Here is a 26374-nt window from a genome sequence, read left to right as displayed (position 1 = left end):
GCCTAACTGCCCTGTGGAGGTTCGAATCCTTCTCCTACAGCTAGTTATTTTGGGTTTATTGTTAATTAGAAAAGCTATGAGATCTTTATTTCATAGTTTTTTTTTTCCTTTTTTTTTCGGTTACTGTCGCCAATGTCCGTGGTGTATAGCTAAAAAAGCACAAAAAAAAAGGCCCTGATACCTGCAGGTATTAAGGGCCATATCATTACCTTCAGCGGTAATTTATAAGGTATTATAGTTTGTCAGCAGCTGAAGGGCCAGTCCATTGGAAGATCCTTCAGTGGGTGTCTGGAAACCTCTAATTAGTAGTGTATAGATTCTGCCATTGCGCAATTCCATATTTTCAGCACTAAGTAGCGTTTGCCCTGTTAAGTCCGATATTACTTCTATGGTATATTGACCCGCTTCTAATTCCTCAAAATCATTGATTTGTTCAAAAGAGCCGTTTTGGATATATTCTTTGCCTTCACGGCTGATCTTAATACGGACTGCTCCTAAGTCAGGAGAAAGGTGAAGGGACCGTAGGCCTACGTTACCGGAGGAAGGTGTACTCCATTTATCCTCTACCATGAGCGTGGACATATTTGAAACCGAATTGGTTATAAATATGGAGTAGATCTTATCAGCCTCTAATGTATGTGAAGATTCATGTAAGGTATTGAACCCATTATAGGGGGTGATCCTAAAATGGCGTTCTCCCACTCGGAACCGGGTATAGCTTATGCTATTCGCATAATTTACTATCTGCTGGTTGATCCTGGTATGCTCCACATATAAATCCAGTGCCGGGGCATTTGGTGAGGCATGATATAGGGAAACATGGGCTACCGGTGGTAATTCTACCGGATCACCCTGGTCTAAACAACTGGAAATCAGTATGGGTACAAACAGGAAATAGGCCCATCTTTTGAAATTTACCCTACTCTTCATTTTGACTTTTGGTTTCAAGAATATTGGTTTCATATGTTATACATTTTGTTATTATCATGATTTGTTCTGTCAAGGAGCCAAGCAGGATGCCTCGGAGGATCCATATCCATCTCCCAGGCAGGCAAATGATATGCTTTTTTATATGTTTTAAAATGATAATGGTTAAGACGTCTTGATGCCTGTACGCAGGATGGAACTGATCTGCTACAACACAGGTAGCTTTTAATTGCGGTTCAGGGGCAGATTAACTGCATATTTATATAAAAGGGTGCCTATTAATCGGTTCATTTAGTAGGTAATGACAGGCAGTTGGGGGTTAAAAATAATTTTTTTCAGCAAAGGAGAACTATAAGGCTGGCTTATTAGGCCAACTATTGTTTTTTCTCTATTTCGGAATGACCGTTGGTGTAATTTATTCTTGAAATTATTAAACTATTATTGAAATAAATAATTAAATGCATATATTTACTGTATATGTTTCTTAAATGAGGATAGTATTATAGGCTTTTTTTTGAAGAACAAAATATAGATTATGAAAAACACTATATACCACACACTATTGGGTACCGCTTTAATGGTCCTGTTTGCACAATGCAAAGGTCAATCAGATATAGCACAAAATGGAACCCTTAATGTAATTGAATATGATCATCCAATCTTAGGGGGGGAGTTTAACGAAGTGGCAGAGCTGGTCCTGCAACTTAACAAACCACAGTTTATCCGTGAACTTAGCTTTGACCTGACCGGCCAGGATACATTGGAGAGTTTGAGGGTCATTCAGGTAGTAAAGCAGGAGGGTGGAGATGAAAAGCTGCCGATAGCGGCTATCAAAGAAGTAATAGGTACCAATGTGGTATTTCTAGATCGGGAACTGTCTGCAGGGGAACATCGGTTTCTGATCAGCATTTATCCCAAAGCATCCCAAGAATATTCAACTCCTGGAAGGATACATTTCAACCATATGGCAACAGATAAATCCAAATATATAGTAACCAGTGATCCTATTTAAGCAGTGGGGATTCGGTCAATAGTTGGCCATGATAGCCCCTTCCGAAATAGAAGATGCTTTTTATACATAAACCATTGCTTGACCATTCATTATACAATACTTAATGAAGTATTGTATAATGAATGGTCATTTGTTTTTTATATGTAGAAGAAAAAATCATCACCTAATCGTAAGGAGTTTTAATCTATTCTGGGCACTTACCACAATAGATTTAAACAGAAGATATTTTTGAAAAGGATATCTGAAATGCAAAGCAGATAGAACCTGACACTTTACCTAATGTAAAAAAATGTTTACATAATTTTGTCCACATACGAACAAATCTGTTCGCGTGAGAATAGGGTATGGGTAAGGAATGTAGGTATGGCCGCATTTATGACGGTTTGATGTTGGCACCTTACTGGTAATATGTATAAAAACCTACAAATTTATTCAACATAAAAAAGTCCATAGCATACAAACTCCATTTACTTTATTAGAGAAAGCTGCCGCATTTAATACATTAGAGGTACGCCTATAGCGTAAGGGGAGCAATGCCAAGGATTATTGATCACACTATTATAAATAAAAGTTGTTGGCCAATGTTACTAAATTATTTAAAAATCACCTGGAGGAATCTTCTTCGCAACAAGGGTTACGCTACCCTTAACCTTTTGGGACTGGCCATCGGAATGACAGGGGCCCTGATCATTCTTTTATGGATACAGCATGAGGTAAGTTTTGACCGTTTTCACCGACATAGTAAGGATTTATATGAGGCTTACCATAGGTTTGATTATAACGGAACCATCCATCATACCAATTATACGTCGGAACCGCTGGGGGCCTCCCTATTGGAAGAGTATCCCGAAATATTGAATGTAGCCAGGTATGACGGGGGTAACCACTTTTATTTGAAGTATGAAGACATGTCATTCAAACAGCATACAGTATTTATGGAGCCTTCATTTTTTGATATGTTTGATTTTGAATTTTTATTGGGCAATAAGGAATCTGCTTTTAATGTGCCAAACGCAATAGTATTGACGGCTGAATTGGCAGATAAATTTTTTGGCCGGGAAGATCCTATAGGTAAAGTAATACAGATGCAGGATGAACATTTATTTACTGTAACGGGAGTATTGAAACCGCTTCCCACCAATACCAGGTTTGCCTTTGAAGCAGTATTGGACTGGAAGATGAAAGAGGAGATGGGCTATTATGACCAATCACCTCATAGCTGGTCAAATAGTTATGTAAACACCTTTGTACAGCTTTATCCAAAGTCGGATATAGCTGCTGTTAATCAGAAGATTATCCATGTCAGCAGGAAAAAAGATGAAGTGGCAGATATGGACGTATTGCTTTATCCCTCGTCCAGATGGCACCTATATAACCGGTTTGAAAATGGGAAAGCAGCAGGCGGAAGGATAGATAGGGTTTATATGTTTGGCGCTATAGGCATTTTTATATTGCTGATAGCCTGTATCAATTTTATGAATCTAAGTACGGCCAGGAGCCAAAAGCGGGCTAAAGAAGTAGGGATCAGAAAAACGATAGGAGCAGAGCGGCAGATGCTGATCTTCCAATTTATCAGCGAATCGGTACTGTTGGCATGCATTTCAGGTTTGATAGCTTTGGGCTTGGTTTATCTGCTGATTCCCTATTTCGGTCAGATGATCGGACAGCAGTTTTTATTGCCTGTAGACCAAATGTGGTTTTGGCTTTCCTATATAGCTTTTATCATGGTCACCGGTTTTATGGCAGGAAGCTATCCGGCTTTCATGCTATCTTCATTCAGACCGGCCAGCGTCTTAAAAGGGACATTTATTAAGAGAAATGCTGTTTTCGAAGGGAGAAAAATACTCGTAGTGGTACAGTTTTGCTTTGCTATAGGTCTCATCCTTTGTACGCTTATCGTTAGACAACAGATCAAATTTGCCTCAGAAAGGGACCTGGGTTATGATCAGGATCATCTGATTACATTATATTTAAATAATACGACCAGAGATAAAGCTGAACTGATACGGAATGATCTGATTTCATCCAATGCCGTTTCTTCTGTCACACGGACAGGTGCTGCGATGACACGGCCTATAAATAATTCATCCGGTATAGAGTGGGAGGGTAAGCAGGAGGAGACGAAGCTGATTTTGTACCGGTACGGTGCAGACAGGGATTGGGTAAAAACCACGGGTGTGCAACTGGTGGCAGGAAGAGATATCAATATAGATTTATATGCTACTGATTCTACCGCTATGTTGATCAATGAAACCGCGGCCAGATTGATGGGATATGAGGATCCGATAGGTAAAGTGGTTTATGATAGTTTTTTAGAGTATACCATAGTAGGGGTTTTTAAAGATTTTCTCATAACCTCGCCCTTTGGAAACAATGTCCCATTACTAGTAGCCGGGCCCTCTGCTTATCTACCTGTATTTACGGCTAAGCTTAATCCCGATGGAGCAGGTGTAGATGCACAATTGGCGACTATCCATGAGATATTCAGAAAACATGATCCTGATCATCCACTGGAATATGAATTTGTGGATCAGCAGTATGCAGCTAACTTTAAAAGTGAAAAACAAACATCCTTATTGACGGCTACGTTTAGCAGTGTTTCCATTTTCATATCCTGTTTGGGATTGTTTGGATTAGCGGCATTTACAGCCGAACAGCGTAAAAAGGAAATCGGTGTGAGAAAAGTCTTGGGAGCCAGTGTCAGTAAAATAGTTTATTTACTGTCAATGGAGTTCATCAAACTTGTAGCCATATCCTTTGTGATCGCTGTACCCATTACTTATTACATTATGGAACAATGGTTGGATAATTTTCAGTACAAGACGGTTGTAGGATGGGATTTATTTGTCATTACAGGTCTGGTATCCTTAAGTATAGCCATAATTACTGTAACCTTCCAGTCCCTTAAGGCTGCCATTCAAAATCCGGTAAATGCCCTGATTAGTGAATGATATGAGTGGATGTCGCACGATAGAACAGAAGCACCCGCATTTTGCTTCTGTTCTACATAAATCCCTATTATTCAAAAAATTTTGATGCAGTTGTTTCTCTGATAAATATAAAACCATCATAGAGATCTATCAAATTGGTAGCATCATAACTGTTTTCACCGCTGCCGGGATTATATCCTATAAATCTGTGCGGAAGTACCTCTTTGTTTTTGTTCAAAATCAGAGTAGGAGCATAAAATGCTTTTACATTGATTTGATCAAATCTTTCCTCCCATGATCCAGGTATAGCCGCTTCTAAAGGATAGATTTTTAACCCGTTATCTTGGTTGATATACCGGTCTTCCATGGCAGAGTGGGTGCCACGGGAGGTTCCAAAGCCAAGAATGAATGTTTCGCCAGGCATTTTTTCTTCCAGCCTGCCCCCCATGCCCCCTACCATGCCATCCATGATTTCGTTTTTGGCCACGTGTCCATTGTGCGCCCATATGATTATTTTATCAGTAGGTTCCTGGATCATCCAGTTTGCCATTTCTGCCATACAGCTATCCCTGGAGCTTTCGGTCTTTGAGGTAGCCCATTGAAAAAAGGCGTTGAACCCGAGCTTAGTGTCTAAGAGCAATCCGGATAAATTCATTTTTATACTGTCGGGCATGTCTGATTCTTTCACTTCCAATTCCATTTGGTAAGCAATCTGGTAACCTTTCACACCGTTTTGTACCAAAGCTTTCATGTCAGGCTGAAAGGAACCATAGTTTTGTAGTCTACGGATTGAATCCTGGTAGACGGCATGCACTTCTAATTCGGAGGCGAGTTCTTTTAGTTTGGGGTATTTTATAGATTTTAATAGATCTATCATGGAGGCTACATCATTGCTGATAAAATTATTATCTATTCCACCAAATTTAAGTTTGGACCTTTGCTCTATACCCAATTGCTGCATCCAGGTGAGCATGTCTTTTACTTCTTGCGTCTGCCATATGCGCAAAAGGTATTTTTTCATAAGGGATTCCAGCGGCTTGGCTTCCCCCATACCTTTGTTGAGCATATATGAATCACTGAAATCATTTTCGAAGGCAATATGGTTAAAACCCTTTTCTTCCACCAAAATTCTGCTGATCCAGAATCTGATCTTGTTGAATTCATAGGTGCCATGTGTACCTTCTCCCAGGGCAACTATTCTTTTGTCACCTATCTGATTGATGAGTGGCATGATGGATTTTTTAAACGATTCATAATCATTTAAACTTATAGAAGTCAATCCATCTTCAGTCATGAAATGTGGCGCTATTCTTTTTTCATAAATATTAAGATGATGAAAACTGGCCAATAGAAATAACAATAATAAAGCAGGCAGGGAAATGTTTTTTTGATTTTTCATGATTTGTTTTTGTTAAATGATAGGCAAATCAAGTCAAGGTTGTCTGCATCTGCGAATTTTAATAGACTACCACGTATATATCCCGACAAGTTTTGGAGATACCTGGTTTTCGTCGATCACATACTGCGTTCGTCGATAAAAACCTATCCGTGGAACTGCACTGTCAGAAAAATTCATGAATTTAGGCATATGAAATCGAGCATGAAGTATCCTTTACACACCGGGATGATTATAAACATTGCGAGATTCCATCTGACCATTTAAAACCAAATTATAAACAGATGAAAACGAGCATGGGGAAAACCTCACATACTGGGATGATTATAAATATGGGTGATTCTCCCGAATAAATTCAGGACAGGCTATCCCGACCTCCGGTAGAGAACAAGTTATGACCATTTAAAACAAATTATATACAGATCAAATCGAGCATGACGTTGACCGTCACACACGGGGATGATTACCGGTCCAAGCAAGATCCATCCCTACCTATTATGGTACTGGACATGTTCTGGCCTTTAAAAATCAATGATAAAGAAAGGAAGCTGAGCTTATCATATCCTTCATACCAAACAATGCCCTGATAGGTATCAAGGTACACAGTGGGCCCAAAAATCCATTGGGGGAAAGGCTATTCCTACCCTTTATGAAACAGGTTATGAGATGAAATAAATGATTATGAAAACATGAAGCTAAAAAGTTATAATATGGACTTCCCTCAGGTATTTGAACTTGGGGTATGGCTTATTTATGTGTGCCTATATAAATACAGTTATTATTCGGGCTTGACCCCTACTATTCCCCAGGCCGATAGGTTATGGCCATTTCCGGAGCTTATCCTCTATGCTATCTTTTTGAGTGTTTATTTTATTCCTTTTTACCGGATTATTATTCCTCGATTTTTGGCTACAAATAAACATTTAGGGTTGTTGCTGGTCACTATAGTATATGTAGCTTTTATCAGTAAAATCAGCAACTTAGCGGTGAATTACCTTTTTATGTCAGTAAGGGGGGAATCTGATGAGCTATATAGGTTTTACTATTACCAGTGGCAGAGCTCACTGAATCAGGCGAAATACATTTTCGCCGGCTGGAATTTAGATGTGCTCGTGACTGACCTGATAGCTTTTTCTAGTATAGCCTTTGTCCGTTTTGCCTTTGAAAATGAAAGGCGCCGCTATAATCTCGAAAAAGAGAATTTGCAGTTGCAGTTTGATGTTTTAAAAACTCAGCTGCAGCCTCATTTTCTTTTCAATACGCTCAATAGCATATATAGTCTCAGTTTAAAAGGGGCCGCGGAGACACCCCGATTTATAATGTTGCTTTCTGATATGATGCGCCATATTCTTTACAACAGTAGTAAGGAGCTGGTGCCTCTAAAAGATGAAATAGTCTTCCTGCAAAACTATATGGAAATGGAGCAAAAGCGGTATCCTCAGTCCACCTTCACCTTCCAGTTAGCTGTAGAGGATAGTACTCATCTGAGTATTCCACCACTGTTATTGCTGCCTTTGATAGAGAATAGTTTTAAACATGGGTCACATAGGTTGGTTGATCAGGCATATGTGAATATGGTGCTCAAAATTGAAAAAGGAAATTTATGTTTTTCTGTAGAAAACTCCGTTTACAAAAATCCTATGACGAAACAGGAGGTAGGAGGCATCGGTCTACCGAATATCCGTAAAAGGCTCCAGCTATATTATCCACACACTCACCAGATGCTGTTAAAGGAAAATGAAGATAGATTTTTGGCAGAACTAACCCTTACTAATTTATGATTACATGTATAATAGTAGATGATGAACCTCTGGCTATAGAGGTATTAGAAAATTATATAGAACAAACGCCCGACCTTATGCTGCTATTCAAATGCCGAAATGCATTTGAAGCTTCCGAATACCTTAAAAATAATCAACCTGATCTGATGTTTCTGGATATAGAAATGCCCCTGATCAAAGGTACTCAATTCTTACAGTCACTTGAAACTCCTCCCAAAACCATATTGGCAACAGCCTATCGGGAGTATGCTTTTGATGGCTATGAATTGGATGTGGTTGATTACTTATTAAAGCCTATAGCATACGATAGGTTTTTGAAAGCAATTCAGAAATTTAAAGAGCAGGCGGAAACGCCCTTGGTATCAGAGGAAGATGAAAAATATTTATTGATTAAAGATCGATGGGGGATTCAGAGAATCAAGCACAGCGATGTATTGTATATAGAGGGATGCAAGGATTATGTGAAAATAAATACCGCGACGAAGTCTTATATGATGTTACAGACCATGAAGGAAACAGAAATACTCTTAGGTGAAAAATTTGTACGGGTCCACCGATCCTATATAGCAGGGCTGGGCCATCTTAAGCTCATACATGCAGATAGCTTAGTGTTGTCAAATGATAAAAGCATACCGGTAGGAAATAAATTTAAAAAAGCTTTGATGGATAAGCTCAAAGGAGGATAAAGAGGATTAAAACCATAATGAAGGTGGAAGGAGGTCAGTAAACAGGGGGGTATGTACTCTATAGCCAAGATCATGACAGTTTAATCCATCCGGAATATCTTTTGCATCAACTGCCATTTACTTCCATCCAGGACACCGGGCAGGCTTTGTTGGTATTTCCACATCAATTTTTCCCATTCTATCACCTTTTTATTGGATTGGTCAAGCATGGCTTTATGATCAAAAGAGAATTCTGGCGTTGTTTCGAGTATCATACATAACCTGTTCTGCCACCTGTATATTTCAGCAGAAAGAATACCGGCAGCCTTCATGTTAAGCAGAATTTCCGGCCATACCTGCTGATGGTAAGCTTCATATTCCGCTATGAGACCTGGTTCATCTACCAGGTCTAGACATAGTGTATATCGAACTGATTTATTCATGGTCTTATATTGATGCCCTTATAGAAAAAAAAGCGTGTATCCATATTTCGTAAAGGTCTGCTCTATATTTGATGACTTAACTATTTAAAGTCGAAAATTAAAGGAAACAAAAATGTAACCAGGATGGCCCAGATAAAATATACGGGTAAATAAGTAGCAATGGTTTTGCCCATTCGGGAGGTATCAGAAGGATTGGACAGGGTTTTGAAAATCCTCACCGTCACCAACAGCAAATTGATTAATATAAGCAGATTACTACCAAGCACAGCGCCTCTATTTGGCGTCAAACCAAACTCCCAGATCCTGAATAGGATGGCGGATAAAGCTATACTGTTTACAATTATTGTTACGATAGACAATAGCAGTAAAATCCATATCTGGCTTTTGCTCAGTTTATTATTTTCCACTACGGAGAAAAAGATTATAGCCATTACCCCTATCAATAGTACGTTGAAGATGATCAAAAATTCTCGGTCATTATAGGGATCCTTTTTGGAGAAAAGCATGGCTACCAAGTAAATGATCAGCATCACCAGTACCAAAGGACTGAATATTTTAGCAATCACAGGGGATATTTTGCCTACCAGGCTGGGGTTTTTCTGGGACAGATACGTGGCCAGAACAGGGGATGCAGCAAGTCCGATTATGGCTATGTATTCACCATAAAATTTTTCTATATTAAAACCGAGGATGGAAAATAAGCCAACGGTAACTGCGGACATAAGTCCTCCTGCCAGTAGGATCATTGATGTCATGACAATGAGATCACCATTGTATTTCAAAAAATCTATCCGCTTCGTTCCTATATTTCTATGATCCCCTACATAAGCGAAACCCAATATAGCCCATAAGTACAGTAAAATATGTATGCAGGCGAGAGAAAGGGTATCACTCGGTTCATTGGGCAGCAAATTGATGTAAACTACCCCTATAAGCATGGCTAGAATTATAAAGATGATTTTATTGGAATGAAGTTTATTTTTCCATGCAAAATAGCCTGCTAGTATGGGGAACAATATGAATCCAATATTTCTCGGATAAAAATAGCTTTCCCATATGGATAGGATGGCCGGAATTTTGGCTATCAGACCTGCTAGAATAGATAAAGAAACTACTGCTAATATTTCTTTTGTATTGCCCCAGTTGATATCTTCAGTATCATAATGAAGCCTTTCATTCCAAAAATCGGCCAGTGGCTGCCCTTTATGCTTAGGATAAAGGGCGGTAAAGGCTTGTTTAAAAGCAGATTTATTTTCACGGTATAACTTCTCCAGCTGTCGGGGATCATTAATAGAGGGTAGGATTTTATCTTGCATTGGATTTATATTCAGGTTAAACATGGGACAGGGTTATATTTTATGGATAAGAATTACTGCCTCTTGTTTTATCCCATACCCTGTAAATCCCCTAGATGGCACCTTAAAATACCCATGAAATCTGATAATAAACGGATAATTTACTGTAAATTATGGTTTCATTAAAATATTTTTTAAATATTTTTCTTACCGAACTGAGGGTAATGGATATTACTAAACCTGGTATTATTTTTTAAATGTTTTAAACAAAAGCATAAATACATCACTTACCTCGGCAGGGCATTTTAAGACTGGCCTGATGCAGGGATCTTTAAAAATACTGAGCCATTTGATCAGTTTTTATTTTTCTTTTGAAATCTATATAATGGATAAACCATACAGTAAGGCCATGCCTGAAGGTAAGTTGGCCTGGGCCTGTAGGGATAGCACGTAGATGGTAACCTGCCAAAAATGTATAATTATTTCCTGTGATCCCATTTAATAAATACAGTCGATTTTGGTCTACACCATTATTCACCTTTGTTCCTATATCGTAAAGAAATTCATCCATTACATCAATATGCCATTGATTACCATTAGAATACGTCTTGATGTTATAGCGAAGAGCACTCATAATCCTAGACCTATGGTAATTAATTCTTGAATCAATAACCTGGTCATTTATAATTTGCTTTCTGGCCCTATAATCATGTCTATACCTCACTTGTAATCTGAGTCTGCTTGAAAGTGGAAAACGTGCTACCGCTTGGCCCCATAGCCTGTTTTCCGGTCTGATCAGCTGATCTGAAAATTCGGTGTTGGTGATGACATAGGCATAACCTGCAGTAATATCGATCTTGGAAGTCGGATAATAGGTCAATCCATGTCTGGAAACAAAAAATGTATTGGTTACATAATGGAAATCATTCCAAATGGACCACTTGTCTGTTATTCCTATAGAGGAAATATATCCACCCCACACTTCACCTTCATGGGTGATATTTTGTGCCTTAGTGGAACAAATGATCAAATAAAAAGTAACCAGCCATAATCCTACCTTAGTTGACATGATGGTAAACACTGAGCTTATTCTTATATGATTAAAAGCCATTGGGCAAAAATAACAAATATACGGGATTATAAAAGTAAGGGGATCTGAGGTGATGACATACTCAATTTATCCCTTGCAGCTTTAATATAAAAACTATGAATTTTAAAGCCCTATTAGACACGAAGGGTATTTTTTGTACGTTATTTATATAAATCATATTTTTAATATGAAAATTTTAATATGTTATCATCAATGAGCACCATCACTCCTCCAAAACTAAAATTTGGACAGCGCATAAGGGTTATATTCCCCTCAGCTAAAGTAAAACCATGTACTGAGGTGGTACATAATGCGGTTGTTTCTCTGGAAAACGTAGGACTTGATATTAGTTTCAGTGATCCGAAGGCGACATTTCCAGGTAATTGGGCAGAGGACTTTAATCAGGCCATTATGGATCCGGATATACATGGACTGCTGTTAGCCACCGGTATAGATAATGATCATCAGTTTAGACGAATTGATTATGAAGCCATTATGACAAACCCAAAGATCATTTTCGGGATGGCTGAGGCTCCTTTGCTATCTCTCTATTTGTATCAGAAAACTGGTTTGATAAACTACTACGGACCCAATTTAAGCATGCTGGGAAGGTGTGACTTGAGAGAAGAATGTTTAAGGGCTATGACGGAAATTCTCATGGTAGATGCTACGATTAGAATTTTTCCTTCCTCCTATTACGGTAATGGTAAATATCAAATCAGGAAAAATGAAATATGGGTGATTCAGGAGGGTATGGCCGAAGGTAAATTTATGATTGTGGGGAATTGCACGGCAGATATTATGGCTTTAACTTTTAACGGTAGTTATGATTACAGCGGAAATATTGTATTTATAGATGGAAATGATTTTAAAGACCTTCAAGGACTTAAAAATAATATTCAAATGCTGATAAATACAAAAGGTGGGACAAACCTTAATGGTCTGATCATCGGTGCTATTGAAGGCACTGGTATTTCCCCCCATCAGGTGAAAAAAATTATCTATGACAATGTCTGCCTAGCTAAAATACCTGTTTTAGCAAATGTGAATTTTATAAAGTCTGATCCTAAATTTACACTGCCTATAGGAGGGGTGATTAGAATGAATATCAAGCAGAATCATCATATTAAACTTGATATAACAGAGCATTAATTGTTAGAAATATGCTGCTTCAGATAGGATTTTGGCGTATTAGCATAAATCATCCCTTAGCTGAATGCTCCGGCGTAATATCAGCCAAAACCCCTTCCTGTTTTTTGGAGTGAAATATCAGTAAGTTCCTGTATCCGAACAGGCTTACCTGTTTCTATACTGTTTCGCGCGGCTATGCCTACTAATATTGACAATGCGCCATCCCGGGTTCCTGCTGACTGCCTGGCGGGATCTGGCAGATTTGGATCTTTAAACAATTTATCCTTCAACCGGACATCGCCGCCCCCATGTCCACCTGGACCATGGGGAACGGATATGATTTCAGTTTTTCCGAAATTTTTGGTCAACCTGATTTCATCTTTCTCAGGTTCTTGCCAGGGCTGCTTTTCTTTTATCCAAGCCTCTATACGGCCTTTGGTACCATTAAAGGCTATGCGGTATCCTTCGTAGGGAGAGTAGGTGGTCAACGAATAACTTACCTGGACGCCGTTCATATATCTGATCTGCACTGCCATTTTATCATAGATATCAAGGTCTTCTCTATATACACATCCGTCTCTTAGGTAGCCATCGTGTTTCTCATTATCTACATATAGATCGATCATGTGCTGGCTTTTTGTAATGTCCCAGTAGAAGTCACAATCGTTTTTATGGGGACAGGGCCTGCAGTGTGTATGACGGAACGGCCCATTTTTTCCGTACAGCTCCAAATCTCCATAGGCAAAAACTTCTTCAGGATCAGAATCGATCCACCAGTTCAATAAGTCAAAATGATGGGTGCTTTTATGAACTAATAGTGTACCTCCTTTTTCCCTGTAGCCGTGCCATCTTCGGAAATAATCAGCCCCATGGGATGTGTCCAGGTACCAGTGGAAATCTACAGAAGTGAGCGCTCCGATTTCACCTGCCCTGAGCATTTCGTACATTTTTTGTCTATGGGGTGAATAGCGGTAGTTAAAAGTAACGATAACTTTTTTATCAGATTTCCGCTCTGCATCCAAAATTGCCTGACATTTAAACTCATCTGTTGTCATAGGTTTTTCTGTGATGACATTGGCTCCATATTCCAGACCTTTAATGATAAATTCGTGATGGGTATTATCTACAGTGGTGACTATAAGGACATCTGGCTTGGTCTGTGCCATCATCTCATCAAAGCTGAGAAAAGTAGGGCAATCTACACCTATATATGTTTGAGCAAATTTTAATCTTCCGGGATTGATGTCACTTAATCCAACAAAGGTGATCTGATCAGGATATTCATTTTTGATGTCCCTGCCAAACATATTCACACCCCTTACTCCGGTACCTACCATGGCGACTTTCATTTTTTCATTAGGTCGGTCCCATAAATTTAAGGCTTCAGCTATTCCGGACATAAAAATGGTTCCCGTAGTAAGTAGACTAGTCTTAGTGATAAAGCTTCTTCTAGAGAGGGTAGGAGTAATTGGATCCATGGTTTTTTTGGGTATATGGTACAAATTGGAATTAAGATATCATAAAATATACTTATAAATCCTCCCAAGTATCCTGTAGTAGGAGGGTTTACTGAAAAAAGGTTATGAATGCTTTAAATCGTAACAACAATTAAATAGGTGAAATCTAAGTTTTTTGATGCATCCAGATCTCACTATCTGGCAAATGGACAAAAAAAAGGCAGGGAACCGATCCCTGCCTGATACACTTTTAGTTTATTAAGAAAGACTATTCTACCACTTTCTGTTTTTTTTCTTTTTTAGTAGTCTTGCCTTTTTTTTCTGCTTGAATTAAATTTACCTGATCCATAGTTGCTTCCGCAATGGCGGCTGTTTCATCAGCTATTTTTTTTACCGCTTTTTTTGCTGCCACCTTTACCTTTGGCGGTGTATCCAGTTTAAGGAAATGAACCGCTAATGGCGACAGGTTCATAGATATGGAATGGCTTTTTCCATGCATGGCATATTCATCCGCCTCTATAGTACCCGAATTATACTGATTACTTCCTCCAAATTCTTCCAGATCACTGTTAAAGATTTCCCTCCATTTACCGGTAGCAGGTACTCCTATTCTATAATTTTGGCGGTGTACGGGTGTGAAATTACAGACAACTAGTATATCATCTTCAGCATGCTCTCCCTTTCTTAGAAATGACAGCACGCTACTGGCGGTATCCTGTGTATCTATCCACTCAAAACCTCTTTCTTCGAAATTATACTCATACAAGGCAGGTTCTGCCTTAAAGATATGGTTAAGCCGCTTTACGGTATTAAATACACCTTTATGATAAGGAAGATCTGAGTAATGCCAATCTAGACTGCTGTCATGGTTCCATTCTGTAATCTGGCCAAATTCGCCCCCCATAAAAAGCAACTTATTACCTGGATGAGCATACATATAAGCATACATCGCCCGTAGATTAGCAAATTTTTGCCATTCATCTCCCGGCATTTTAAGGATCATAGGTTTTTTACCATATACTACTTCATCATGAGAGAAAGGAAGCATAAAGTTTTCGCTAAATGCATAACATAGACTAAATGTGATGGTGCCCTGGTGGTGCTGCCGGTGGATGGGTTCCAGTTCAAAATATTTAATGGTATCATGCATCCAACCCATCATCCACTTCATGCCAAACCCGAGGCCGTCATCGTATGTGGGTCGGGATACCTTAGGATAAGCAGTGGACTCTTCTGCTATAGTGACCACATCAGGGTATTCTTTATAGACATGTTCATTAAATTCCCTTAAGAACCTGATGGCTTCCAGGTTTTCCTGGCCGCCAAATTCATTAGGCTCCCATTGACCTTCTTCCCTAGAATAATTCAAATAGAGCATGGACGCTACAGCATCTACCCGAAGACCATCTATATGGAAGCGATCCAGCCAGAAGAGGGCATTACTGATCAAAAATGATTTAACCTCATTTCTTCCATAGTTAAAAATATAGCTTTTCCAATCTGGATGGTACCCCTTGCGCGGATCTTCATGTTCATATAAGAATGTCCCATCAAAATAATGTAACCCGTGCATATCTGATGGAAAATGGGAGGGCACCCAATCTAGTATTACCCCTATTCCTTTTTGGTGCAGTACATCTATCAGATACATAAATTCCTCAGGTGTACCGAACCTGCTGGAGGGGGCAAAGTATCCTGTCACCTGATATCCCCATGAACCGAAGAAAGGATGCTCCATGACCGGCATAAATTCTACATGGGTAAATCCCATTTCTTCCAGGTAGGCTGGAAGGGATTCTGCCAGTTCCAAATAGGATAGTGATCTGTTCTCTTCTTCCGGTACTCTTTTCCATGAACCTAAATGCATTTCATAAACCGAGTATGGCTGAGCTTTTTGAGCCGCTTTATCGCGTGCTGTCAGCCAGCTTTTGTCCTTCCATTCATAGTTTTCGGACCATACCACTGAAGCAGTATTGGGTGGGGTTTCCCACATAAGGGCATAAGGGTCACCTTTTTCCACTTCATAGCCATTATGTGATTTTATAAAGTATTTATATAGAGTGCCGTTTCCTATTTCCGGAATAAACAGTTCCCATATACCTGAACCATCGTGGCGTACATTCATGGGATTGCGGCCTCTATCCCAGCCGTTAAAATCACCAATGACAGAAATATAGGAAGCATTAGGTGCCCACAGGGCAAAATAGGTCCCCTGGTTTCCATGATGTTTCATTGGATGGGATCCCAGCTTATTGTACAGCCGGAAATGTTTTCCTTCTCTAAAAAGGTGAAGGTCTAAATCCGTAAATAAAGTACCTTCGGCATTTTCTATATCTGAACCCGGTTTAATATTATTTTTTGTCTTACTCATTTTTAAATCTGTTTAGAATGGTTTTGATGCCTCTCAGTGGGATTAGCACCCAGTCAGGCCTGCTATTTAATTCATAAGCCAGTTCATAAACTGCTTTTTCGAGTAGGAATGTTTCTAGCAATATTTTGAAATCTCCTTCTTCCTCTGGCATCAGGTCGGTGCCTTTTACCTGATCAAGATATCCTTGAAGATAAATTTTGGTTACATTCTGAAACCAAACCTCTGCCCATCCTTTGAGGTCATCTTCTTTGCGTGCATTTACATATTCATCCTGTAGGACCGTAGAGTAGGAAGCATAGTGCAGTGACCGTATCATACCTGCCACATCTCTTACAGGAGACCTTTTTAGCCTTCTTTCGCTATAAGCTCTGGCTGGTTCTCCTTCAAAATCTATAATGACAAAATCTTTACCTGTCCATAAAACCTGCCCTAGGTGATAATCTCCATGTAGTCTGATTTTTAAAGTAGTAATTTTATGAGCAAAAATTCTTTTAAAGGCATTGAGTACTTCTTCTTTCATACCCAACACTTCTTCGGCTTCCGCTTTTACGTGTTCTGGCAGTTTATGAAGATTATCTTTCAAACTCTGGAATGAACCTCGAGTCAAAGATTGAAGTGATGAATACAAAGAACGCTGATAATGCAGCGAAAATGCTTCAGGTTCAAAATCCTTATCTTCTGAAGGTCCTACCAATGCTTGGTGCATTTCCCCGGTTCTTTTTCCCAAAAGAGACATCCTTTCTGAAAATATACCTCCCACTAAGTCCTTCAATGTATTTGACATGTCTGAAAAGTGCATAGGGATGGATATGTCTTCCGAAAGGGTAGGGGCTTTTTCAGTCTTTGGTAAAACCAGTACATTGTCAAAATAGGTTTGCAGGGCATCTTTAGTATAGGTCCATGCATCCCCTTGATTAGGTACGGCTTCCTGCATCATTGCCAACAAAGATTCTGATTGGTCCTTATGTACCAGACTGATGTCACCTAGATATGCCGGAACATTTTTGAAGTTGGCTTTTTCGGTTAGATATCGGGTAATTTCCAGATCAGAATTAATGGTATTGTCTATTTTACGATATAGTTTCATAAAATATTTACCGTTATAAATGATAGAGGTGTTGCTTTGTTCTGCACTCAGAATTTTGGAATAGACTTCCGTTTCATCTTTTAGATTAGCCTTTGTTGATGCCTGAAACAGTAAGTTATCAGAATTGCCTTTTAGCTTTTTCCCTCTTCGCAAGTTTTCAAAAAGGATATTTCTAAAAAACTCATTATAGGTGGCATCTATCAGTATAGCATCGTCCTGGCCTATGGTAAGTTTTCCTAAAACACCCCTTTTATCTATATTCCGATAATCATCCTCATGTTGTGTTTCCAGATAGGTAACAGGAAGTTGATAAGTTTCTCCTATGCCTTCGGTAAACTGAACATCTAAAATCAGCCATTTGGCATCTATATTTTTTTCTTTTACATCTATGGATTCCTTTACCTTAATGGTCTTAATAATCCTAGATTTACTACCAAACCACCTGCATTCTTTAATGTAATTGGGCAATATTTTGCTTTCCAATTGTTGTATGGCTTTAGACTCAAAAAGTTCTTTCCAGGTTTTGACGGTGATCTGAGGCTGATTTTTTTCATCTGGGAAGTTTTTCTCTTTTTCCAGGGTAAACCAATAATATCCATGCGGACCCATGGTGAATAAGTATGGCCGCTCTGTAACCCTAGGGAATTTATTGTGGCTGAACATCTCTACCGGGGTAGAATCTTCATAGTCCTGTAAATCCAGTTCAGCTGCTTGGGGGAACCTTGATAGATTAGCCAGAACCAAAATGGTTTCGTCCTGAAAACTTCTGGTAAACGCCAATACTTTAGGATTGGCAGGAGACAGGAATTTAATATCCCCTCTACCGAAGGCCAAATGTTGCTTTCTCATATTGATGATCCTTTTCATCCACCATAGCAGTGATGAAGGATTGACCTGCTGAGATTCCACATTAATGGATTCATACCTGTACTCAGGATCAATGATGACGGGAAGGTAAAGTTTGTGCGGATTAGCTTCGGAGAAACCCGCATTCTTATTAGCATTCCACTGCATGGGTGTCCGGACCCCGTCTCTATCGCCGAGATAAAAATTATCTCCCATTCCTATTTCATCTCCATAATAAATTACAGGAGTACCAGGAAGAGAAAATAAAAGGAAATTCATCAACTCAATCTTACTCCTGCTATTTTCCAAAAGCGGGGCCAGCCTATGTCGGATACCGACGTTTATCTTAGCCTGTGTATCCTTCGTGTACATCTTGTACATATAATCCCTTTCTTCATCAGTAACCATTTCAAGGGTGAGTTCATCATGGTTTCTGAGGAATATAGCCCATTGGCATGTATCGGGGATCTCAGGAGTCTGGTCAATTATATCCGTAATCGGATAGCGATCTTCCATTTTTACTGCCATAAACATTCGCGGCATGATGGGGAAGTGGTAATTCATATGACAGGCATCACCATCACCAAAATAGGCAGCAGAATCTTCAGGCCACATATTAGCCTCTGCCAGCAGAAGTTTGTTTTCAAACTTTTGATCCACTTTAGCCCTAAGCTCTTTTAGGAATTTATGTGTTTCCGGGAGGTTTTCACAGTTGGTGCCTTCCCTTTCAAAAAGATAGGGGACAGCATCGAGGCGGAAACCATCTACACCCATCTTCAGCCAGTATTCCATAATCTTGAAAACTTCTTTCTGTACTTGGGGATTATCGAAGTTAAGGTCTGGTTGATGGGAGAAAAACCTGTGCCAATAGTATTGCTTGGCTACAGGATCCCAGGTCCAATTGGATGTTTCCGTATCTGTAAAGATGATCCTTACATCTTTATATTTATTGGGATCATCACTCCATACATAATAGTCCCGGTAAGCTGATCCCGGTTTTGCATTACGGGCTCTTTGGAACCATGGGTGCTGATCAGATGTATGGTTAATGACCAGTTCAGTGATTACCTTTAGACCCCTTCTGTGAGCTTCTTTTACAAATTGTTTGAAAATAGGAATATCACCATAGGTAGGATTAATGGTATAATAGTCGGCTATGTCATATCCATCATCACGTAGAGGAGAAGGGTAAAAAGGCAAAAGCCATATAGCGGTAATACCTAAATCTTCCAGATAATCCAGCTTTTCTAAAAGCCCTTTAAAATCACCGACACCATCCCCGTTACTATCAAAAAAAGCTTTAATGTGCAATTCATAAATGATGGCATCTTTGTACCAATGTATATTTTCGTCGATCTCTGATTTTTCAGTCATATAAAATACTTTATTTAAGGTCTATTATTAAAATGTATTCGATTCAATACGGAAAATATGGGCCGGCATATGGTGTGGGTTCAACTGCACGTAATTCCATTCCTTATTCCAGGTATACTGTTCTCCAGTAAGCAAATCATGTGCTGTATAAGGCTGGTCCTGCTGAATACCCAGATAATTAAGTGGTACTTTGATCCATCCGGACTGTGTGTGGTTAGGGTCTAAATTCACCACAATCAAAAGTTTGTTGGATTTTTCCTGATCTATTTTGCAGTAGCTTATGATTTGTGAATTATCACCTTCTGTAAATTCGATATGCCAGGTGCTTTGTAGCGCTTCATTGGCCTGTCGGATTTGGTTGATTTTGGTGATGAGGTCTTTTGTTTTGGTTTTTTTGGACCAGTCCCAGGTTTTTATTTCATATTTTTCCGAATCTATATATTCCTCTTTTCCTGGATATGCTTTGTTCAGCCCAAATTCAAATACCGGTCCATATAAACCATAATTGGATGATAGCGTAGCAGCCATGATCAGCCTGATCAAAAATGATGGCTCACCCTTTTCTTCTAAAGATATAGGTAGAATGTCCGGGGTATTTGGCCAAAAGTTTGGCCTGAAATAATCCCTTCTCTCTGTTTTGGTCAGTTCAGTTACATATTCTTGGAGTTCCTCTTTACTGTTTCTCCAAGTATAATAGGTATAGGATTGGTTAAAACCTACTTTGGCTAGTTGTTCCATGATCCTTGGTCTGGTAAAAGCTTCAGCCAAAAAGATAATATCGGGGTTTTTGGAATGTACCTCTCTGATCATCCACTCCCAAAATTTAAATGGTTTAGTATGGGGATTGTCCACCCTGAAAATCCGGACGCCTTTACTGATCCAAAAGTCAACAATACTTTTAAGCTCCTTCCAAAGGTTCTCCCAGTCCTTCGTTTCAAAATTTACTGGAAGGACATCCTGATATTTTTTGGGTGGGTTCTCAGCATATTGGACGGTGCCATCTGGGCGCCAGGTAAACCAATCGGGATGTTCGGTTACATATGGGTGATCAGGAGCACATTGTATCGCAAAATCGAGTGCTATCTGTATATCTAGCTGCTTTGCCTTATTCACCAGACTTTCAAAATCTTCCATGGTACCCAATTCTGGATGGATAGCCTTATGGCCCCCATGTCTGCTCCCTATGGCCCAAGGCGACCCTGGATCTCCTTCATTTGCTGTTGTGGCATTATTAAGCCCTTTTCTATTTTTTTCACCGATCGGATGAATGGGTGGTAGATAGACCACATCAAAACCCATTTGTGCTACCTCCTCTAATACCCGTTCACAATCTCTGAAAGTGCCGTGTTTACCTTCCTCTGAAGAAGTGGATCTAGGGAAAAACTCATACCAGGCACTGAATAAGGCCTGCTTTGGCTCTACTTTAACAGTAAGAGTTCTAGAATACCTGCCTACTTTTTCTTTATCGTTTAAGGAAGCCATAAGCTCTGAAATGGTATCACTTAAGGCGTAAGAAACAGTTTTAGCTTCATTGCTGTTGGCTTGGATCATGTCTATCCCTACCTGAAGCTTCTTTATTTCGGCAGCAGATGCGTTGGCTTTGGCTTTTTCCAGATAGTCCAATCCTATTAATAATTCGGTATTAATATCCTGGTTATCCTCAAATTTTTTCCTTAAACCATATTGCCAGGTGGAAAAATGGTCTACCCAGGCTTCTATAGTATATTCATAATTACCTATATTATCTGCTCTGAAAGTAGCCTCCCAATGGTCATTGCCTATAAATTGCATGGGTGTTTCTTTCCATTTTCCCTGTCCCTTGGCTTGGGCTTTTCTATATAATAGGGAAGCTTTTACTTTGTCATGTCCATCTACAAAAATATCTGCCTGGACCAATATGTTCTCATTTATAATTCGCTTTATCGGATATTTTCCCCCGTCTATCTGAGGGGTTACATTTTCTATAGAAACTCGTTTTCTTCCTTCTAGTTCTTTCATATTATATAGGTTCATTATTGAAAAATATATCTTATATATCGTATAATGATTATGCCACAAATACCATGACGGGATTAATATATTATTAGGTCTGCATCTTATGGGTATTTTGGACCAAACAATTTAGCGAATAAATCATGTTTTCTCTTCACACTAAATAAGATAATTATTCCATTTTTTAATATAACCAATTTTTTTGGCATCATTCTGAATATAAATCTACAAATGTTAAATTCATGTTTTTGTATTTAATATAAATTAAAGTAAAAGGCATTTTGTTATTAATTTCGCGATTTTTCTTATGGATAAAAATATAACCAAACCAGTTGGCGCGCTTAAGGGCGCAGATAATAATTATCATTTCACTTTATGGTCGCCTCATGCAGATAATGTTCAAGTGATTATTAAAGGGGAAGAGGCTGCCAGAACAATGGAAAGGGATGCTTATGGGTATTGGCATTCGAATGATGGTAATGGGGTAACTGCAGGCTCAAAGTATAAATTTCTATTGAATGGGGAACATAAGCTACCTGATCCTGCATCCATGAGCCAGCCGGATGGTGTACATGAGTGGTCGGAAGTGGTAGACCATGATTTTGACTGGACAGATGAAAACTGGCAGCCTGCCCCACTTTCAGACCTTATAATATATGAACTGCATGTGGGCACTTTTACCGAAAAAGGAACATTTGAAGCCATAATCGACAGGATAGACCATCTTCAGGCTTTAGGTATCAATGCCATAGAGATCATGCCAATCGCCCAGTTTCCAGGATCTAGGAATTGGGGATATGACGGTGTATATCCCTTTGCGGCACAAAACAGTTACGGAGGAGTATCAAAACTCAAAATGCTCGTGGACAAATTTCACCAAGCGGGCATAGCGGTGATCCTGGACGTGGTGTACAACCATATGGGGCCTGAAGGAAATTATCTATCCCTATTTGGTCCATATTTTACCGAAAAATACAATACCCCTTGGGGTGCTGCTCTTAATTTTGATGACAGCTACAGTGACCATATCAGGAATTTCTTTCTTCAGAATGCCTTGATGTGGCTGAAAGAATTTCATATAGACGGACTTAGATTGGATGCCGTGCATGCGATCATGGATAATGGACCTGTACATTTATTGAAAGAACTTAGTTTAAAGGTAGATGGGCTAGAAAAAGAGACCGGGAAACCTTATATACTAATAGCAGAAAGTGATATGAACGATGTAAAGGTCATATCCGACTATTCAAAAGGAGGATACGGATTGGAAGCACAGTGGACTGATGATTTTCACCATGCCGTTCATACACTGATTACAGGGGAGTTGGATGGGTATTATTCAGACTATGGCCAAATAGCTCATCTCGCAAAATCATTTAAACAGGGATTTATATATGATGGCATATATTCAAATTTCAGAAATAAACTGGTAGGTACAGACCCTTCAAATAATGCTTCCCACCAATTTGTAGTCTGTATTCAAAATCATGATCAGGTAGGAAATAGAATGACAGGTGATAGGCTACCCTCCATCGTATCTTATGAAAAATTAAAATTAGCGGCAGGCACCATGTTAATATCTCCTTTCGTGCCCATGCTGTTTATGGGAGAAGAATATGGGGAAGATCAGCCTTTCCAATACTTTGTACACCATGGAGATCCAGCACTGGTTAAGGCCGTGCAGGAAGGTAGGAGCAAAGAATTTGACTCATTTAAGTGGCAGGGAGAAGTGCCGGATCCACAGTCTGAAAATACTTTTCGTAATTCTAAGTTAAACTGGGATTTTAAATCCCAGCAGGAAAAAGATACGCTATTCAAATTTTATAAGTATTTAATCCATCTTAGAAAAGAAGGTGCATTTGATCTTTTCAAATCACAAGAAATAATAACTGAGGTAATGGAGGATAAAAAGTTGCTAAAGATAGCAGCTACTGATAGCTCCCGTCATATCCTGGTATTATTGAATTTTAGTGATAGTATTCAGAATGTGACTATATCAGGTGAGCATCGGGTATGGCATAAATTGTTTGCCTCATCTGATCAGCAGTGGCAGGGCCCTGCTGAACTGCCTGAATCGGTAACGTCGGGAAATAAACTGCCCTTATCCCCAAATTCTATATCTGTCTATTATTAATCAGGTTTTATCCGATATGAGTAATAAGTATATATGCCTACATGGTCACTTCTACCAACCGCCGAGAGAAAATCCTTGGTTGAATATAGTGGAAATCCAAGATTCGGCCTATCCTTACCATGATTGGAACCATCGGATCAATGCTGAATGCTATGCACGAAACGGTGCCTCCAGGATCATGAACGGTGAAGGAAAAATAGTAGAAATCGTAAACAACTATTCCCGTATCAGCTTTAATATGGGGCCCACACTACTGGCATGGCTTCAAAATGAAGCTTCGGATACCTATAAGGATATTCTGGCTGCAGATAGAGAAAGTCAGGAGCGCTTTTCCGGTCATGGGTCAGCGCTCGCTCAGGCGTATAACCACATGATCATGCCTCTGGCCAATGCCAGGGACAAAGAGACTCAGGTCATTTGGGGGATTCAGGACTTTAAAGCTCGGTTTGGGCGTATGCCAGAGGGCATGTGGTGCGGTGAAACTGCTATGGATATAGAAACACTGGAAGTAATGGCCAAGTACGGCATTAAATTCACTATACTGTCTCCATTTCAGGCCAGAAAGTCAAGAAAAATAGGTGAAAAAGAATGGCAGGATGCTACCGATGCTAAAATAGATCCAAAAAAGGCTTATCTATGTAATCTTCCATCAGGGAATGTTATTTCAGTTTTTTTCTATGATGGCCCTGCGTCCCAAGGGGTAGCTTTTGAAGGGCTGCTGGATAACGGTGAAAAATTTGCCTCAAGGCTCGCCGATCTATTTACGGATGAAGATGAAGTTCAACTGGCCAATATTGCTACCGACGGCGAAAGTTATGGGCATCACCATCGGTATGGTGAGATGGCACTTTCCTATTGTTTGGAATCCCTGGAAACCAGGGGGGATATACAGCTTACCATTTATGGTGAATTTCTAGAAAATCACCCCCCCTTATATGAAGTCCAAATAATAGAAGCTTCTTCCTGGAGCTGTGCCCATGGGGTGGAGAGATGGAGGAGTAACTGTGGCTGCAATACAGGTGGACGTCCAGATTGGCACCAAAAATGGCGTGGCCCCCTTAGAGAAGCGTTTGATTGGGTGAGGGATCGGCTCATTGTGTTGTATGAAAAGGAGATGAGTGAATTTACCAGCGAACCGTGGGCCCTCCGTAATGCCTACATTGATATAGTATTGGATAGGTCAAAAGAGAACATTCATAATTTTTTTAAACAGCATATCAGGATCAAGAAGGATCTTTATGAAAATGATAAAATCAAAATTCTCAGACTGTTGGAAATGCAGTATCACTGTATGCTGATGTATACGAGCTGTGGATGGTTTTTCGATGAAGTAAGTGGCATAGAATCTATGCAGGACATTTTTTATGCTTCCCGTGCTTTGCAGCTTGCAGAAAAGATATCAGGGTCTGATTTGGAAAATGAATTTAGAAGCAGATTGGAAAAGGTGCCCAGTAATATCCAAGAAATCGGCAATGCGGCTATAGCATATGACAGATATGTAAAACCCATGCGGGTAAATATGGTGAGAGTAGGTGCCCACTATGCCATAGCCTCTTTGTTTAAGGAATTTCCGGAAGAATATTACCTGTTTAATTTTCAGGCGAGTACCAAGTCCAAAAATTATTACGAAGCCGGTAAGCATAAATTAATGATAGGCCATACTGTCTTCCAATCCGATATCACCCTTCAAAAAGTGGACATTTCCTACGCCGTTCTTCATCTAGGTGAACACCACCTTTATGGAGGTGTAAGAGAATATATGGGGGAAGATGCCCTAGAAGAACTTCATGCAAAAATAGTGGACAGCTTTTATCGAAGTGATATATATGAAATATTCAATATGATGGACCATTACTTTGGTACTCATAAATATTCTTTTTGGCACTTGTTCAAGGATGAACAACGGGCCATTATGGAAATGGTAATGGACACTACCCTTAAAAACACAGAAGGGCTAATCAATAAAATGTATGAGGACAATTTTCACTTACTGCAAGTCTTTAAGGAGATTAACATGAAGTTTCCACAGCAGATCAAATTGCCGGTGGATCTAGCCATTAATACTAAACTATCCAATCTGCTCAAGGCAGAAAACACAGATATTTCTGAAATGTCTTATGTATTGGAAGCTGCCAATAGAGTAGGAGTAGCGCTGGACCTGGTTTCTTTAAACTATCTTACCGATGAGCGGTTGGGTACTATGCTGAAGAGTCTTCGAGAAAATGTAAGAGATAATGGACTCAGAAAGTCGGTCATGCTATTACTTCAACTTATAGCCACTTGTAATATTACACCGGAGTATTGGGAAGCCCAAAACATTGCCTTTGACATTAAAACAGAATATTACGACTATTTCCTTTCGGAGGCTTCACAAGAAGAAGAAGCCCAGGACTGGATAAGAGATTTTGACCACATTTTAAAACAACTAAATATAACTATCTGA

The 26374-nt window shown here is 39.4% G+C and carries 16 protein-coding genes; 7 read left to right on the top strand and 9 right to left on the bottom strand.

Features of this window, described 5'->3' with window-relative positions:
• Positions 1-222 precede the first annotated feature (222 nt).
• The gene (locus EL17_RS20940) at positions 223-963 is read right to left on the bottom strand and encodes a DUF4397 domain-containing protein (protein ID WP_084166302.1); all 741 of its coding nucleotides are present in this window, start codon (positions 961-963) and stop codon (positions 223-225) included.
• Positions 964-1462: 499 nt separating this feature from the next.
• Between EL17_RS20940 and EL17_RS20935 the strand changes: the two genes are divergently transcribed.
• Positions 1463-1939, top strand: a complete 477-nt coding sequence (locus EL17_RS20935; RefSeq protein ID WP_035079030.1) for a hypothetical protein — start codon at positions 1463-1465, stop codon at positions 1937-1939.
• 581 nt (positions 1940-2520) lie between these two features.
• Positions 2521-4890: an ABC transporter permease gene (locus EL17_RS20930; RefSeq protein WP_035079027.1), complete on the top strand. Its 2370-nt coding sequence runs from the start codon at positions 2521-2523 to the stop codon at positions 4888-4890.
• 67 nt (positions 4891-4957) lie between these two features.
• Here EL17_RS20930 and EL17_RS20925 read toward each other — a convergent pair whose 3' ends face one another.
• On the bottom strand, positions 4958-6268 hold the full coding sequence (locus EL17_RS20925; RefSeq protein ID WP_035079024.1) for an erythromycin esterase family protein: 1311 nt from the start codon (positions 6266-6268) through the stop codon (positions 4958-4960).
• Between the two features lie 686 nt (positions 6269-6954).
• Here EL17_RS20925 and EL17_RS22885 point away from each other — a divergent pair.
• Entirely contained in the window at positions 6955-8046 is a 1092-nt protein-coding gene (locus tag EL17_RS22885) for a sensor histidine kinase (RefSeq protein WP_051720275.1), read from the top strand.
• On the top strand, positions 8043-8732 hold the full coding sequence (locus EL17_RS20915; protein ID WP_035079022.1) for a LytR/AlgR family response regulator transcription factor: 690 nt from the start codon (positions 8043-8045) through the stop codon (positions 8730-8732). Before EL17_RS22885 ends, EL17_RS20915 begins: the two co-directional genes overlap by 4 nt.
• A gap of 80 nt (positions 8733-8812) precedes the next feature.
• Here EL17_RS20915 and EL17_RS20910 read toward each other — a convergent pair whose 3' ends face one another.
• From EL17_RS20910 to EL17_RS20900, 3 genes are all read right to left on the bottom strand, one after another.
• On the bottom strand, positions 8813-9154 hold the full coding sequence (locus EL17_RS20910) for an L-rhamnose mutarotase (protein WP_035079019.1): 342 nt from the start codon (positions 9152-9154) through the stop codon (positions 8813-8815).
• Positions 9155-9234: 80 nt separating this feature from the next.
• Entirely contained in the window at positions 9235-10470 is a 1236-nt protein-coding gene (locus EL17_RS20905; RefSeq protein ID WP_035079017.1) for a hypothetical protein, read from the bottom strand.
• 310 nt (positions 10471-10780) lie between these two features.
• Complete coding sequence (locus tag EL17_RS20900; protein WP_164675199.1) at positions 10781-11518, bottom strand: DUF2490 domain-containing protein; 738 nt, start codon at positions 11516-11518, stop codon at positions 10781-10783.
• Between the two features lie 222 nt (positions 11519-11740).
• Between EL17_RS20900 and EL17_RS20895 the strand changes: the two genes are divergently transcribed.
• Entirely contained in the window at positions 11741-12691 is a 951-nt protein-coding gene (locus EL17_RS20895; protein ID WP_084166300.1) for an LD-carboxypeptidase, read from the top strand.
• An 80-nt stretch (positions 12692-12771) separates the two neighbouring features.
• Here EL17_RS20895 and EL17_RS20890 read toward each other — a convergent pair whose 3' ends face one another.
• From EL17_RS20890 to EL17_RS20875, 4 genes are all read right to left on the bottom strand, one after another.
• On the bottom strand, positions 12772-14148 hold the full coding sequence (locus EL17_RS20890) for a Gfo/Idh/MocA family oxidoreductase (RefSeq protein WP_035079140.1): 1377 nt from the start codon (positions 14146-14148) through the stop codon (positions 12772-12774).
• Positions 14149-14395: 247 nt separating this feature from the next.
• Positions 14396-16498 carry a 1,4-alpha-glucan branching protein GlgB gene (glgB, locus tag EL17_RS20885; RefSeq protein ID WP_084166299.1) on the bottom strand — a complete coding sequence of 701 codons (2103 nt, stop codon included), beginning with the start codon at positions 16496-16498 and terminating at the stop codon, positions 14396-14398.
• The gene (gene treS, locus EL17_RS20880; RefSeq protein ID WP_035079007.1) at positions 16491-19805 is read right to left on the bottom strand and encodes a maltose alpha-D-glucosyltransferase; all 3315 of its coding nucleotides are present in this window, start codon (positions 19803-19805) and stop codon (positions 16491-16493) included. The genes glgB and treS overlap by 8 nt, the downstream gene beginning before the upstream one ends.
• A 27-nt stretch (positions 19806-19832) precedes the next feature.
• Positions 19833-21803 (bottom strand): alpha-1,4-glucan--maltose-1-phosphate maltosyltransferase, encoded by a 1971-nt coding sequence (locus EL17_RS20875; RefSeq protein WP_035079135.1) that lies wholly within the window; start codon positions 21801-21803, stop codon positions 19833-19835.
• Between the two features lie 301 nt (positions 21804-22104).
• Between EL17_RS20875 and treZ the strand changes: the two genes are divergently transcribed.
• Positions 22105-23931: a malto-oligosyltrehalose trehalohydrolase gene (treZ, locus tag EL17_RS20870; RefSeq protein ID WP_035079004.1), complete on the top strand. Its 1827-nt coding sequence runs from the start codon at positions 22105-22107 to the stop codon at positions 23929-23931.
• Positions 23932-23947: 16 nt separating this feature from the next.
• A complete protein-coding gene (locus EL17_RS20865) occupies positions 23948-26374 on the top strand; it encodes a DUF3536 domain-containing protein (RefSeq protein ID WP_035079001.1) in 2427 nt (808 codons plus the stop codon).

Origin of the sequence: Anditalea andensis, from assembly GCF_000714815.1 — a bacterium.
Lineage (GTDB): Bacteria > Bacteroidota > Bacteroidia > Cytophagales > Cyclobacteriaceae > Anditalea > Anditalea andensis.
The sequence above is the reverse complement of the archived record's forward strand: the minus strand, read 5'-3'. Positions and strand labels throughout refer to the sequence as shown.